General features: G+C 68.9%; 14 protein-coding genes. 8 read left to right on the top strand and 6 right to left on the bottom strand.

Translation table 11 applies throughout. The annotated features are described in order from the left end of the window. Positions 1 to 2: 2 nt before the first annotated feature. Positions 3 to 710, bottom strand: coding sequence for a tyrosine-protein phosphatase (locus MAE01_RS01040; RefSeq protein ID WP_186806080.1), 708 nt, complete (start codon positions 708 to 710; stop codon positions 3 to 5). After that, a complete protein-coding gene (locus MAE01_RS01035; protein WP_147037695.1) occupies positions 707 to 1,183 on the bottom strand; it encodes a carboxymuconolactone decarboxylase family protein in 477 nt (158 codons plus the stop codon). The genes MAE01_RS01040 and MAE01_RS01035 overlap by 4 nt, the downstream gene beginning before the upstream one ends. A 44-nt stretch (positions 1,184 to 1,227) precedes the next feature. Between MAE01_RS01035 and MAE01_RS01030 the strand changes: the two genes are divergently transcribed. Next, entirely contained in the window at positions 1,228 to 2,364 is a 1,137-nt protein-coding gene (locus MAE01_RS01030) for an acyltransferase family protein (RefSeq protein ID WP_147037694.1), read from the top strand. Here MAE01_RS01030 and MAE01_RS01025 read toward each other — a convergent pair. Then, on the bottom strand, positions 2,324 to 3,844 hold the full coding sequence (locus MAE01_RS01025) for a glycosyltransferase (protein ID WP_186806079.1): 1,521 nt from the start codon (positions 3,842 to 3,844) through the stop codon (positions 2,324 to 2,326). The two genes, MAE01_RS01030 and MAE01_RS01025, sit on opposite strands and share 41 nt — an antisense overlap. A gap of 163 nt (positions 3,845 to 4,007) precedes the next feature. Here MAE01_RS01025 and MAE01_RS01020 point away from each other — a divergent pair, with 163 nt between their 5' ends. From MAE01_RS01020 to MAE01_RS00995, 6 genes are all read left to right on the top strand, one after another. Beyond that, positions 4,008 to 4,907 carry an alpha/beta fold hydrolase gene (locus MAE01_RS01020; protein WP_147037692.1) on the top strand — a complete coding sequence of 300 codons (900 nt, stop codon included), beginning with the start codon at positions 4,008 to 4,010 and terminating at the stop codon, positions 4,905 to 4,907. A gap of 108 nt (positions 4,908 to 5,015) precedes the next feature. Next, a complete protein-coding gene (locus tag MAE01_RS01015; RefSeq protein WP_147037691.1) occupies positions 5,016 to 6,533 on the top strand; it encodes an ABC transporter substrate-binding protein in 1,518 nt (505 codons plus the stop codon). Positions 6,534 to 6,539: 6 nt separating this feature from the next. Beyond that, positions 6,540 to 7,487: an ABC transporter permease gene (locus MAE01_RS01010; protein WP_147037690.1), complete on the top strand. Its 948-nt coding sequence runs from the start codon at positions 6,540 to 6,542 to the stop codon at positions 7,485 to 7,487. After that, the gene (locus MAE01_RS01005; RefSeq protein WP_371861751.1) at positions 7,484 to 8,353 is read left to right on the top strand and encodes an ABC transporter permease; all 870 of its coding nucleotides are present in this window, start codon (positions 7,484 to 7,486) and stop codon (positions 8,351 to 8,353) included. Before MAE01_RS01010 ends, MAE01_RS01005 begins: the two co-directional genes overlap by 4 nt. Then, complete coding sequence (locus MAE01_RS01000) at positions 8,350 to 9,141, top strand: ABC transporter ATP-binding protein (RefSeq protein ID WP_147037688.1); 792 nt, start codon at positions 8,350 to 8,352, stop codon at positions 9,139 to 9,141. The genes MAE01_RS01005 and MAE01_RS01000 overlap by 4 nt, the downstream gene beginning before the upstream one ends. Beyond that, complete coding sequence (locus MAE01_RS00995; RefSeq protein ID WP_147037687.1) at positions 9,138 to 9,941, top strand: ABC transporter ATP-binding protein; 804 nt, start codon at positions 9,138 to 9,140, stop codon at positions 9,939 to 9,941. Before MAE01_RS01000 ends, MAE01_RS00995 begins: the two co-directional genes overlap by 4 nt. Here the strand turns inward: MAE01_RS00995 and MAE01_RS00990 are convergent. Genes MAE01_RS00990 through MAE01_RS00980 form a run of 3 tightly spaced genes read right to left on the bottom strand, consistent with a single transcriptional unit; the run spans position 9,910 to position 12,017 of the window. Next, complete coding sequence (locus tag MAE01_RS00990; RefSeq protein WP_147037686.1) at positions 9,910 to 10,512, bottom strand: GNAT family N-acetyltransferase; 603 nt, start codon at positions 10,510 to 10,512, stop codon at positions 9,910 to 9,912. The genes MAE01_RS00995 and MAE01_RS00990 overlap by 32 nt on opposite strands. 9 nt (positions 10,513 to 10,521) lie before the next feature. Continuing rightward, positions 10,522 to 11,223, bottom strand: a complete 702-nt coding sequence (locus tag MAE01_RS00985) for a uracil-DNA glycosylase (RefSeq protein WP_147037685.1) — start codon at positions 11,221 to 11,223, stop codon at positions 10,522 to 10,524. A 5-nt stretch (positions 11,224 to 11,228) separates the two neighbouring features. Further along, positions 11,229 to 12,017, bottom strand: a complete 789-nt coding sequence (locus MAE01_RS00980; protein WP_186806078.1) for an SDR family oxidoreductase — start codon at positions 12,015 to 12,017, stop codon at positions 11,229 to 11,231. A gap of 146 nt (positions 12,018 to 12,163) precedes the next feature. Between MAE01_RS00980 and MAE01_RS00975 the strand changes: the two genes are divergently transcribed. After that, positions 12,164 to 13,486: a bifunctional o-acetylhomoserine/o-acetylserine sulfhydrylase gene (locus MAE01_RS00975; RefSeq protein ID WP_147037684.1), complete on the top strand. Its 1,323-nt coding sequence runs from the start codon at positions 12,164 to 12,166 to the stop codon at positions 13,484 to 13,486. Positions 13,487 to 13,585 lie beyond the last annotated feature (99 nt).

Genomic DNA, 13,585 nt, shown 5'->3' with positions numbered 1-13,585 from the left:
TGTCAACGAGTGATCAGTGTGGAGCGGAGCGTCTGCAGATCGTCGTCGCTCAGCCCGTGTGCGATCAGGTAGTCGCCGGCCGATCCCCAGCGTTCGTCGACCTCGTCGAGCAGGCTCTGCATGACCGCCGCGGGAGAGAGCGTGGCGAGCGCTACGGCGTTCTCGGCGTGCGGATGCTGCGCCCGCAGAAAGGCGGTGATCCGGCGATTTCGCTCCTGCGGCAGCAGGGACTCCGTCAGCGCGTAGTCGGCGACCACGGCATCCCTGTCCGCTTCGACGGCGGAAAGAGCGAGGGCGACCGTGACGCCGGTGCGATCCTTGCCGACCGTGCAGTGCACGAGAGTGCGTTCTTCACGGGCGATCACGCGAACGGCATCCGCGAGCCGCTCCCCGCTCTCCTCGAGCAGGTGACGGTACATCTCCTCAAGGCCCATGTCGTCGTCGAAGAACGACGCCACCGAGCCGAGGAAGAGCGGAAGGCTCGTCGTCGTCACCGACCTCACCGCAGACGGAGCCTCGGCGACCTCCTGCCCGTCGCGAAGGTCGATGATGTGTCCGACACGGTGCTCGATCTCGGCGACCCCTGCCGCGGTCGCGGCGACGAGGCTCCCGGAGCGCAGCAGCACGCCGTCTCGGATGCGTCCCCCCGCAACCGGCATCCCGCCGACGTCACGCGCGTTGAAGACGCCGCCGATCTCGAGGACCGTCACGCCGTCGCCCTGTCGCCGCGCGGAGGGACCGGGTAGCGCCCGGCGACCACGACGCGGTTGAACGCGTTGATCGACACGCATGCCCAGCTGAGCGCCGCGTACTCCTTCTCTGTGAACACACTGCCGACGCGGTTGTACACCTCGTCCGAGATTCCGCCATCGTGGATGAAGGTGAAGGCCTCGGCCAGTTCGAGGGCGGCGCGCTCGCGCTCCGAGAAGACCCCGCTCTCGCGCCATGCCGGAATCTGGGTGAGCGTGTCGATGTCGAGCCCGGCCTTCACTGCGCGGTCGAGGTGCACACGGGTGCAGTAGGCGCATCCGTTCAGCTGCGAGCAGTGGATCATCACGATCTCCTTGAGGCGATCGTCGATGCCGTTCGTGCGGCAGATCTCCCCCACCGTGCGCGAGAACTCCTCCAGCGCCTTGTAGGCGCTCGGCTCGGTCTTCGACAGGTGCACTCGCGTCTCACTCATGTCCCCCAGCTTAGGCTCAGACCCCACGGCTAGCGTGGGTGCCGATGGCGAGCTCTCAGCGCATATCGAGTCTTGACGGGGTCCGCGGATGGGCCTCGCTGGTCGTCGTGATCTACCACTGCAGCCTCATCGCGATGCCGCACCTGGACGGCGTTCTGGCCGCATGGCTCACGCAGAGTCCCAGCAAGCTCGCGTTCGCCGGCACCGAGGCTGTGCTCGTCTTCTTCGTCCTGTCCGGGTTCGTCGTCGCGCTGCCGGTGCTGCGCGACGGGTTCTCCTGGCTGCGCTACTACCCGACTCGAGTGCTGAGACTGTACGTGCCCGTGTGGGGTTCCGTGGTGCTCGCCACCGCGCTGATCGCGCTCCTGCCGCGGGATCCGACGAGGATGCCGGATGGATCATGGATGCAGAACGCCCAGGCCACGACCGTGACGTGGGGCACGTTCTTCGAGGAGGCGCTGCTGCTCCCGCAGAGCTACGACATCAACAACGTGCTGTGGTCGCTGCGGTGGGAGCTCATCTTCTCTCTCACGCTTCCGGTCTTCGTGGGGCTGGCGGTGCTGCTGCGCCGCCACGCGCTGCTCGCCGCGTCCGCGGCGTGCGCGCTGACGGTTCTCGGCCGCATCGTGGATGTGGAGGCCCTGGTGTACCTGCCGGTCTTCCTGCTCGGCACGCTGATGGCCGTCCGCCTAGACGACCTGCTCGCGTGGTTGCAGCGCCCCCGAAGCCGCGCGTTCTGGCCGTGGCTGACCGCCCTGGCGCTCGCCCTGATGATCGCCAGCTGGCTCGCACGGCCTGTCGCCGCTCCTGGAACCGTGTTCGGCCGCACGCTCTGGGGACTCGCCGGCGTCGGTGCCGCGCTCGTCATCATCGCCGCCATGGGCTGGCCGCTGCTGCGGAGCCTGCTGGAAGGGCGTGTCTCGCAGTGGCTCGGGCGCACGTCGTACAGCCTCTATCTGGTGCACGTCCCGGTCCTGGGTACCCTCGCCTATCTCTGGGGCAGCGACCGATGGGCGCTGGTGGCAGCGGTCGGCACACCCCTCAGCCTGCTCCTCGCCGCCGCATTCCACAGATTCCTGGAGGCACCGTCGCATCGCCTCGCGCGTTTCGCCGGCACCGTGGCATCCGAGCGGCTGCCGCTCACGCGTCCGAGTGGTCGTATCCGCCGCTCAGACGCGTGATGCGGCGCTTCGCCCTGCCTGCGGCCCGGCGAGACCGCGTGATGAAGGATCCCGAAGCGGATGCGGCGTGCTTCCGTTCGTACGCCTTCTCCATCTCGCGCGCCCAGGCACGGGTCACCGCCTCGTCGCCGAACCGGGATGCCGTCGCCTGCGCACGTCGCCGCATGGCGGCGACATCGTCGTCGGACATGCGCTGCAGCTCGACGATGCGCTGTGCCAGTGCGTCGACGTCGCCGGCAGTCACGAGGAAGCCGTTCCTGCCGTCCACGATCACGTCGGATGGGCCGTAGGGGATGTCGTAGGCGATCGGGATGCAACCCGCGGCCATCGCTTCCACGAGCGCGAGCGGGAGCCCCTCCGCCTTCGACGTGAGCAGCATGAAGTCCGCCGTCGCGAAAGCGGCTCGAGCTGCGGGGTCATGACCACGCAGCCGCACGCGGTCCTGCGCGCCCAGAGACCGGATCGTCTTCTCCAGCAGCGGGCGACGCTCTCCCTCGCCGAACACGTCCAGCGTCGCCGTCACGGACGCCGACGCCCTGTTCACCGCCTTCACTGCGTGCGAGACGCGCTTGCGCGCGATCAACGACGCGAGCATGATGCCGCTGCCGCGGACGCGGTCGCCGACGGGGCCGCCTTCGCCGATCACGGGATTGAAGCCGTTCGGTATGACGGCGAGATGCGCCTGAGGGCCGAGATCGCGCATCAGATCGTCGCGCTGGCCCTCGGTGAGCACGACCACGGAGTCGAAGTCGCCCAGATTCTCGAGCACGTCGCGCCGTGACGAGCTGAGCGCCCTTCCGTCCGCGGTGCGGTGCGATCCGTGCAGCACGTGCATCGTCACGACGTTGCGCCGCCGGTAAGTGCGGGCGAATCGCGCGGCGGTCTTCGAATCGACGATGAGGAAGCTCTCCTCCTGGCCGATCACCTCATCGAGCCAGTACCGGTAGACGCCCCAGACACTGCCCCAGCCGCGCACCGGAGACCCTGCCCCGTCGTAGAGGACGACGCTGCGCTCGCGCGTCTCGGGGTCGCGCCGATCGCTGACCAGCAGACTGCCATCCGCGCGGAACCGGTCTACGGCGAGGATGCGATCGTCTTCGGATGCCCTCCGCTCCCTGAGGAGCACGACGGCACCGCGCCGGTGATCGCGGACGTCCGCGTCCGGGACGATCGGGCTGTGGACGTGCGCCGGCGGTTCGTCGGCCGCCGTCACCTCATGCGCGCGCAGCCACTCCCAGATGTTGATGATCCGGATGCCGTCGATGAGTTCCCCGCTCGCGCGGAGTCGCCGCTCGAGATCCGGGTAGTCCAGCCGGTCGTCGAGAGTGAGCACGTCAACGGGATGGTGCGCCAGACGGACGAAGGCCCTGGAGCGGTGCATGAGCGCTCCCGTCATCCCGCCGAACGAGTCGGGAATGCTCCAGCTCAGCGCGAACTGCTTGCCCGGACGGAAGCGCGGGGAGAGAATCGACTGCCGCATGGAGCACGACAGTAACAACGTCCGCTGTGAGCGACCACAGGAGCGCGAAATACAGAATGCATCGCCCGGTCGCCATCTGTTCAGCATTGTAGCAACCTGTTACGCACATTCGCTGGGCAGATTGCTCTCAAGTTTCGCGCGGCCACGCTGTTCAGAGCAGAATATGGGCGTGATGACTGAGACCAGCGAGTTCAGCTACCTTCCCGGCCAGGCGCAGGCGCTCAGTCTGCCGGTCCCCTCCGCCGAACGCCTCTCCCTCACGCTTCCCGACGGGCGGGAGTTGAGTGCGCTGCATTACGGCGACGGCGTTCCGGCGATCACCCTGCTGCATGGGGCGGGTCTCAACGCGCATACCTGGGACAACACGGCTCTGCTGCTGCAGCAGCCCGTGCTCGTGATCGACCTCGCCGGTCACGGCGACTCCAGCTGGCGCGACGATGCCGACTACACGGCGCACACGCTCGCCCCCGACGTCGCACTCGCGCTCGAGGCATGGACGTCAAAACCTCAGATCCTGGTCGGGCAGTCACTCGGCGGACTCACGGCGGCTGCCGTGGCATCCACCCATCCGGAACTCGTCCGCGAACTGATCGTCGTCGACATCACCCCGGGCATCGACACGAGCGGCGGCCCCGCTGCGCTGCGCGCCTTCTACGAGGGCCCAACGGATTTCGCGACCAGGGACGAGCTCGTCGACCGCGCGATGGCGCTGGGGTTCGGCGGTACCCGGCCCGAGACCGAGCGCGGTGTATTCCTCAATACCCGGGTGCGCACGGACGGACGCGTGGAGTGGAAGCACCACTTCGCCCACCTCGCCGCCAAAGCTCTGTCGGCGCCCACCCCGGAGTCCGGCGTCGGCTGGGCGGATCTCGCCGGTGTCTCCGCTCCGCTCACCCTGGTGCGCGCGACGCGCGGTTTCGTCAGCGAAGCCGATGCCGAGGAGCTGAAGCGCCGCGTGCCGGACGCCCGCATCGTCGCGATCGACGCCACCCACAACGTCCAGGAGACCGCTCCCGCCGAGCTCGCAGAGCTCATCCGCGCGGCTGCCGACGCCGTCGGCTGAGGAATGTGACGTCGCATTCCGTCGTTCAGTTCACTTCGCACCACCACTTCTAGGCTCTACCCGAACCGGCACACAGCATCTGCCGCCCCGAGAGGATCCCGCAACCACATGTTCCGACGAACCAGACGCCTCGCCGTCATCTCCGCGCTCGCCGCGACCGCCGTCATCCTGAGCGCCTGCACCGGGTCGGCCCCCGAGGTCGTGCAGACCTCCGGCGGCGATCCCGACCCGGACGCCACCCTCACCGTCGGACTCGTCCTCGAGCCGACTAACCTCGACATCCGCCACACGAGTGGTGCCGCGCTCGAGCAGATCCTCGTCGACAACATCTACGAGGGCCTCGTGACCCGCACGCAGGAGAACGAGATCGAGCCGCGACTCGCCTCCGACTACGAGGTCTCCGAGGACGGGCTCACCTACACCTTCACTCTCAACGAGGGCGTGACCTTCCACGACGGCGCCGCGCTGACGTCCGCAGATGTGGTGTCCTCGTACGAAGCCGTCCGCACCGACGACACCCTGCAGGGCTTCGCGGAGTTCGCCGGTGTGGCATCCGTCGAGGCGCCGGACGAGAGCACGGTCGTCATCACGCTGACCGAGCCGAACCAGAACTTCCTGTTCTCCCTCACCGGACCTGCGGGCCTCGTCTTCAAGAGCGGTGACGACACCGATCTGCAGAGTGCCGAGAATGGCACCGGCCCGTTCACGCTGCAGAACTGGAGCAAGGGCAGCACGATCACGTTCGACCGCTACGCCGACTACTGGGGCGAGCCCGCCGGCGTCGCCGAGGTCGTCTTCGAGTACATCCCCGACTTCACCGCGGGCGTGAACGCCGCCCTCGACGGAAGCCTGGACGTGCTCACCGCCGTCGATCCGAACCTCACCCCGCAGCTGGAGGATTCCGGCGAGTTCGTCCTGACGAAGGGCCGCACCACCGACAAGGCGACCCTCGCGTTCAACAACGCCAAGGCTCCGCTCGACGACGTGCGCGTGCGCGAAGCTCTCCGCCTCGGCATCGACCACGAGGCGCTCATCGAGGCCGTCGGAGCGGGTGAGCCGCTGTACGGACCGATCCCCGAACTCGACCCCGGCTACGAGGACCTCTCCGAGGTCGCGCCGTACGACCCTGCACGCGCCAAGGAACTCCTCGCGGAGGCAGGTCAGGAGGATCTCGATCTGACCCTCACGATCCCGTCGTTCTACGGCACCACGGTGCCGCAGGTGCTGGTGTCGGACTTCTCGAAGATCGGCGTCACGCTCGAGGTCGACTCGGTCGAATTCCCCACCTGGCTCGAGGACGTCTACACGAACAAGGACTACGAGCTCAGCTTCGTGCTGCACGTCGAGCCGCGCGACTTCGGCAACTTCGCCAACCCGAACTACTACTTCAACTACGACAACCCCGAGGTGCAGAGCCTGTACGCCGAGGCGCTCGCAGAGATCGACCCTGACGCCTCCGCCGACCTCCTGGCCGAGGCCGCGCGTCTGGTCTCCGAGGACCACGCGGCGGACTGGCTGTACACCGGCCAGACCATCACGGCGGTTCGTCCGATCGTCACGGGGTTCCCGCAGGACTCGATCAACTCGCGCATCAACCTCGCGGGCGTGACCGTCGCCGCTGAGTGACGCCGGGTGATCCGCTACACGCTCACACGGGGGGTCCTGCTGATCGCAGGGCTCCTCGTGTCGAGCGTGCTCATCTTCCTCACTCTCCGGGTCTTCCCCGGTGACGTCGCCCAGCTGATCGCCGGCACTCAGGCGTCACCCGCCACGGTCGAGGCGCTGCGCGAGTCCCTCGGGCTCAATCGCCCGCTGCCCGTGCAGTACGGCGAGTGGATCGGCGGCGTGCTGACCGGCGACCTCGGCACCTCGCAACTCAGCGGGGCCTCGGTCGGCGCCGAGCTCGCCGAGAAGGCGCAGGTCACGGTGCCCCTCGGCATCATGTCGCTCGTGGTCGCCCTGCTCATCGCGGTGCCCTTCGGCGTCTTTTCCGCGCTCCTGCGGGGACGGCCCGGCGGCACGGCGCTGAGCGTGACCGCACAGGCCCTCGCCGCAGTGCCGGTCATCTGGGCCGGAATGATGCTCATCGTCGTGTTCGCCGTGTGGCTGGGCTGGCTGCCCGCCCAGGGATTCCCGCGCGGCGGGTGGGATCACCCGTGGCAGGCGTTCCGCGCGCTGATACTGCCGGCGCTGACGATCGGGATCGTCGAGGGGGCCATGCTGTTGCGCTTCGTGCGCAGTGCGACGCTGCAGGCGCGCGGGCAGGACTTCGTCCGCACAGCCGCCGCGAAGGGCCTCACCCGCAACCGCGCGCTCATCCAGCACGGCATCCCGGCCGTCGGTCTGTCGATCGTGACGGTGCTGGGCCTCCAGGTCGCCGGCATCGTCGTGGGTGCGGTGATCATCGAGCAGCTGTTCACCCTGCCCGGCATCGGGCGGATGCTGGTGGCCGACGTCGGAACCCGCGATCTCGTGAAGGTGCAGAGCGAGCTGCTCGTCCTCACCGGTCTCGTGCTCGTCATCGGCTTCATCGTCGACCTCGTCCATCACTTCGTCGACCCACGACAGAGGGAGGCATGATGCCCCGCTGGCTGCGTCGCCTCTGGAGCAGCGCGACAGGACGCTTCGGTCTCATCGCGGTCGCGGTGATCGCCGTCGTCGCCATCATCGCCCAGTTCTGGACGCCGTTCGATCCGCGCGAGGCCGACGTACGGGGTCGCTGGGCAGCGCCGGGGTGGCCGCATCTGCTCGGCACCGACGGAACCGGCCGCGACATCCTCAGCCTCATCATGGCGGGCACCCGCACCACCGCCTTCGTGAGCATCGGCGCCGGCATCGTCGCCACGATCGTGGGCATCGCGCTGGCGGCGCTCGGCGCGCTTACCTTCCGCTGGATGCGCGAGACCGTCGCCGTCCTCGTCGACATCCTGATCGCGTTCCCCGTGCTCATCATCGCGATGATGATCTCCTCGGTGTGGGGCGGGTCGCTGTGGGTCGTCATCTGGGCCGTCGGCATCGGCTTCGGTGTGAACATCGCCCGCGTCACGCGCCCGGAGCTCCGTCGCGTTCAGCGAAGCGACTTCGTCCTCGCCGGGCGCGCCTCCGGGCTCACCGCTGCGCAGAACCTGGTGCGCCACCTGCTGCCCAACGTCGCTCCGGTCTTCATCGTGCAGCTGTCGTGGTCGATGGCCGTCGCGGTGCTCGCCGAGGCCGGCCTATCATACCTGGGCTTCGGCGCCTCCGTCACGGAGCCGTCGTGGGGCATCCTGCTGTCCGATCTGCAGCGGTACATCAGCATCCACCCGCTGTCGGTGATCTGGCCGGGTCTTGCCATCACGATCACGGTGCTCGCTCTCAATCTTCTCGGCGACGCGCTGCGAGAGGCGACCGACCCGACGCTGCAGCACCGTTCGGCCGAGACCCACACACCGGTGGTGGTCGCATGAGCCTCGAAGTGCAGGATCTCGTCGTCGAGGTCGACGGCCGCCGGGTCGTGGACGGAATCTCCTTCGAGGTTCCCGACGGCGCACGCCTCGGCCTGATCGGCGAGTCGGGCTCCGGCAAGTCGATCACGGCCCTCGCCGTGCTCGGCCTGCTGCCCGACGGCGCGCAGGCGCACGGCAGCATCCGCTGGGACGGCACCGAGCTGATCGGGATGCCGGACCGGGAACTCGCCCGCTTCCGCGGCGACGACATCGGCATCGTCTTCCAGGAGCCGCGCACGGCGCTCAACCCGATCCGCACGGTCGGTCGTCAGATCGCGGAGTCCATTCGCATCCACACCGGGGTGGGCAAGCGCGAAGCGCGCGCCCGCGCGATCGAAGAGGCCGCGCGCGTGCGCCTGCCCGACCCGGAGACGATCGTCGACAAGTACCCGCATCAGCTCTCGGGCGGTCAGCGGCAGCGGGTCGCGATCGCGATGGCGCTCGCCTGCCGGCCGCGGCTGCTGATCGCGGATGAGCCGACCACGGCGCTCGACGTCACCATCCAGGCCGAGATCCTCCAGCTGCTGCTCTCGCTCGTCTCGGAGCAGGGCATGTCCCTGATGTTCATCACCCACGACCTCGCCGTCCTCGCGCAGGTCGCCACGCACGGCGTGGTCCTCGAGAACGGCAGGCTCGTCGAAGCCGCGCCGGTGCCGACGCTGCTGTCCGCGCCGGCATCCCCCGTCACCCAGGGGTTGCTGCGCGACGCCACCGCGACGCTGTGGCGACCGGAAGGCGGCGGTGCATGAGCCTCATCGAGACCCACGGGCTGAGCCGGGAGTTCCCGGTGCCGAAGCACACGATGTTCGAGCGCGCCCGTACGCAGTCCGCACTGCATCCGACCGATCTGCGCATCGAGGCCGGCGAGTCGATCGGCGTCATCGGCGAGTCCGGCTCGGGCAAGTCCACTCTCGTGAGGCTCCTGCTCGGTCTGGACCGGCCGACCGCCGGCACCGTGGACGTCGACGGGAAGCGGGTGGATGCCGCGGCATCCGCCCGATCGCTGCACTGGATCCGCCGGGCGACCGGACTCGTGTTCCAGGACCCGTACGCGTCACTGGATCCACGCATGAGCGCGGGGCAGATCATCGCCGAGCCGCTGTGGGCCCTCGGGATCGACGGCGACCGGCGTGCGCGTGTGCGGGAGGTGCTGACGCAGGTCGGTCTGGATCCGGCGATGGCCGAGCGGTACCCGCACGAGTTCTCCGGCGGGCAGCGACAGCGGGTCGCGATCGCCCGTGCCATCGTGCACCGCCCGCGCATCCTGGTCGGCGACGAGCCGCTCTCCGCCCTCGACGTCACCGTGCGCGCGCAGATCCTCGAAGTCCTGCGCGGCCTGCTCGAGACGGAGGACCTCACGCTCATCCTGGTCTCGCACGACATCGGAGTGGTGCAGAACCTCTGCGACACGGTCGCGGTCATGAAGGACGGCCGCATCGTCGAGCGCGGCTCCACCGCCGATGTGCTGCTGCACCCGCAGCAGGACTACACCAGGCGACTGCTCTCCGCGATCCCCGTCATCCCCGGCGGCGACGCGGCTTCGGCTTGAGCGAGCGCTGCAGGTAGACCGTGCCGAGCGACCGGCCGAACTTGAACCCGACGCGCCCCATCCGCCCCACCTCGGCGAAACCGTGCCGCTCGTGCAAGCGGATCGACGCCTCTGCGCCGCTGTCGCTGATCACGGCCACGATCTCGCGCAGGCCGATCTGCTCGCAGGCCTCGATCAGCGCCTGCAGGAGCGCCGAGCCGAGCCCCTTTCCGCCGGCCCCGGGCCCGAGGTATATCGAGTTCTCGACCGTGTAGCGGTACGCGGATTTGCTCGCCCACGGCTGCACGAGCGCGTACCCGATGACCTGGCTCGTGGGAGTCACTGCGACGAGGAACGGCAGCTTCAGCTTCGTCAGCATCGCGAACTTCTCGCGCCAGTAGCGGTGCGTCGACGGTTTCTCGTCGAAGGTGACGACGGAATTCTCCACGTAGTGGTTGTAGATGGCCCTGACATCGGGCAGATCGCCCGCGCGCGCAGGGCGGATCGTGAACGAGAACTCGTCCGGCGCGGGCTCGGGTGCGCGCAGGTGGCGCGGCAGCCGTCGACGCTGGTCGCCGGGCTCGAACTGCATGCGTTCAGCCTATAGTTCGCGCTCGACGCGCCAGTCCACCGGTTTCGCGCCCTGCTGTTCGAGCAGCGCGTTGGCGCGGGAGAACGGCCGGGAGCCGAAGAACCCCCGTCTGGCCGACAGCGGCGAAGGGTGCGGCGAGGCGATCACAGGAGTGTCGCCGAGGAGCGGCTGCAGGTTCGCGGCATCCCTCCCCCACAGGATCGCGACGAGCGGCTGGTCGCGGGCGACGAGCGTGCGGATGGCGAGCTCCGAGACCTGCTCCCAGCCCCAGCCGCGGTGGGATGCGGGTGCGCCCGGCCTGACCGTGAGCACCCTGTTCAGCAGCAGTACACCCTGGTCGCTCCATGCCGTCAGGTCGCCGTGCGGGGCCGGCGGGATGCCGAGATCGCTGTGCAGCTCGGCGTAGATGTTGCCCAGGCTCCTCGGCAGCGGACGCACGTGGCGCTCGACCGCGAACGACAGCCCGATCGGGTGCCCGGGCGTCGGATAGGGGTCCTGGCCGGTGATGAGCACCCGCACATCGGCGAGCGGGCGCTGGAACGCGCGCAGCACGTGCGCGCCGTCCGGGAGGTACCCGGCACCGTTCTCCTGCTCCGCGCGCAACCGGTCGCCGAGGCCGCTGATGACTTCGGCCACCGGCGCGAGCGCCTCCGCCCAGCCGGGATCCAGCAGGCCCTCGTCCGCCAGCTGTGCCAATGACCGAGCCGGCACAGGCGTCAGTCCTCGAGCTCCGGCCGGACCCGCAGCGGGCCGCGGGCCAGCATGTGCTGCGCGGACTGCGCGACGGGACGCATCGTGATGAGGTCGAGGTTCACATGGCCGGGGGCATCCAGCGCGTAGCCGATGACATCCGCCACGTCGTGCGCGGTCAGTGGAGCGTCCACGCCCGCGTACACGGCGTCGGCCGCGACCTGATCGCCGCCGAGCCGGTTCAGGGTGAACTCCTCGGTGTGGACAAGCCCCGGCGCGACCTCGACGACCCGGATCGGCTCGCCGTTCAGCTCCTGACGCAGGGCCTTCACGAGCATCGACTCGGCGGCCTTCGCGGCGTTGTACCCGCCACCGCCCGCGTACGCGGTCTGAGCGGCCGTCGACGTCACGAAGACGAGGTCGCCATGGCCGTCCCCTGCCGCGGCACGCCGCAGCAGGGGCAGGATGCCGGCGACGAGGCGCTGCGTGGCCAGGACGTTCACGTCGTACATCCACTGCCAGTCCGCGGTGGAGCCGTTCTCGACCCGATCGGTGCCGCGGGCGCCTCCGGCGACCTGCACGAGGGCGTGCACGGGGCCGGCCGCATCGATCTCGGCGAGAAGTGCTGTGACGGCATCCTGGTCGGTGAGATCGCAGGCGATCGCGGACGCGCCGGTCTCATCGGCGAGCGCCTGAAGGCGGTCCGCGCGTCTGGCGACGCCCACGACGTCCCAGCCGCGGGCGCGCAGGTCGCGCACCGTCGCCTCGCCGATACCCGAACTCGCCCCAGTCACCACTGCACGTCGTGTCGCCATGCCTCCACCGTACGGCTTCCGCGCGCGATTTCCGCTCTCGCAGGTGTTACGTAACATTTCCCGGGCTTTGTCGACACACGCGGGATTCCGTACGCTCTCTGGAACGGCATCCGCCGGATCATCTCAGCACAGCCCAGGAGGCACACATGTCCGCACCCGAGACCTGGCGTTTCGAGACCAAGCAGATCCACTCCGGCGCCGCTCCCGACCCGGTGACCAAGGCCCGCGCCACGCCGATCTACCAGACCACGTCGTACGTGTTCGACAACGCCGACCACGCGGCGAACCTGTTCGCCCTTGCCGAGTTCGGCAACATCTACACGCGCATCCAGAACCCGACGCAGGACGTGCTCGAGCAGCGGCTCGCGGCGCTCGAAGGGGGCACCGGCGCCCTCGTGCTCTCCAGCGGCCAGGCGGCGTCGACGTTCGCGGTGCTGAACATCGCCAGGGCGGGCGACCACATCGTCTCGTCGAGCTCGATCTACGGCGGCACGTACAACCTGTTCAAGTACACGCTCGCCAAGCTCGGCATCGAGGTCACGTTCGTGGAGAACCAGGACGACCTCGAGGAGTGGCGTGCTGCAGTGCGCCCGAACACGAAGCTGTTCTTCGCCGAGACCATCGGGAACCCGAAGATCAACGTGCTCGACATCCGCGGCATCGCGGACATCGCGCACGACAGCGGCATCCCGCTGATCGTCGACAACACGATCGCCACGCCGTATCTGATCCGTCCGTTCGAGCACGGCGCCGACATCGTCGTGCACTCGGTGACGAAGTTCCTCGGCGGCCACGGCACCACGATCGGCGGCGCGATCATCGACGGCGGCAAGTTCGCCTGGTCGGAGAACGCCGAGAAGTTCCCCGAGCTCACCCAGCCGGACCCGTCGTACCACGGCGCCGTCTACACGGCCGCGGTCGGAGACGCGCTCGCGTACATCATCAAGGCGCGGGTGCAGCTGCTGCGCGACCTCGGTTCGTCGATCGCACCGCAGAGCGCCTGGAATCTGATCCAGGGCATCGAGACGCTGTCGCTGCGCATCGAGCGCCACGTGCAGAACGCGCAGGAGATCGCCGAATGGCTCGACAACCACTCCGACATCGCCACGGTGAACTACTCGGGTCTGCCGTCTTCGCCCTGGTACGCGAAGGCGAACGAGTACGCCCCCAAGGGTGTCGGCGCCGTGCTGTCGTTCGAGTTGAAGGGCGGAGTGGAGGCCGGTCGCGAGTTCGTCAACAGCCTGGCGCTGTTCAGCCACCTCGCCAACATCGGCGACGTGCGCTCGCTCGTCATCCACCCGGCATCCACGACGCACTCGCAGCTCACCCCGGAGCAGCAGCTGACCGCGGGCGTCACGCCGGGTCTGGTGCGGCTGTCGGTGGGTCTGGAGAACATCGACGACCTCAAGGCCGATCTTGAGCAGGCTCTCGCCGCCGCGCGTCGCGTCTCGGAGGCCGCTCGCGCCTGACCCTCGAATGTGGGGATGCCCCGGACTCTGCGGTTCGGGGCATCCGCGTTTCCGGGCATCCGCGTTTCCGGGCATCCGCGCCATCTTGTGACATCCGCG

Source organism: Microbacterium aerolatum (assembly GCF_007988825.1).
GTDB classification, from domain to species: Bacteria; Actinomycetota; Actinomycetes; order Actinomycetales; family Microbacteriaceae; genus Microbacterium; species Microbacterium aerolatum.
The sequence above is the reverse complement of the archived record's forward strand: the minus strand, read 5'-3'. Positions and strand labels throughout refer to the sequence as shown.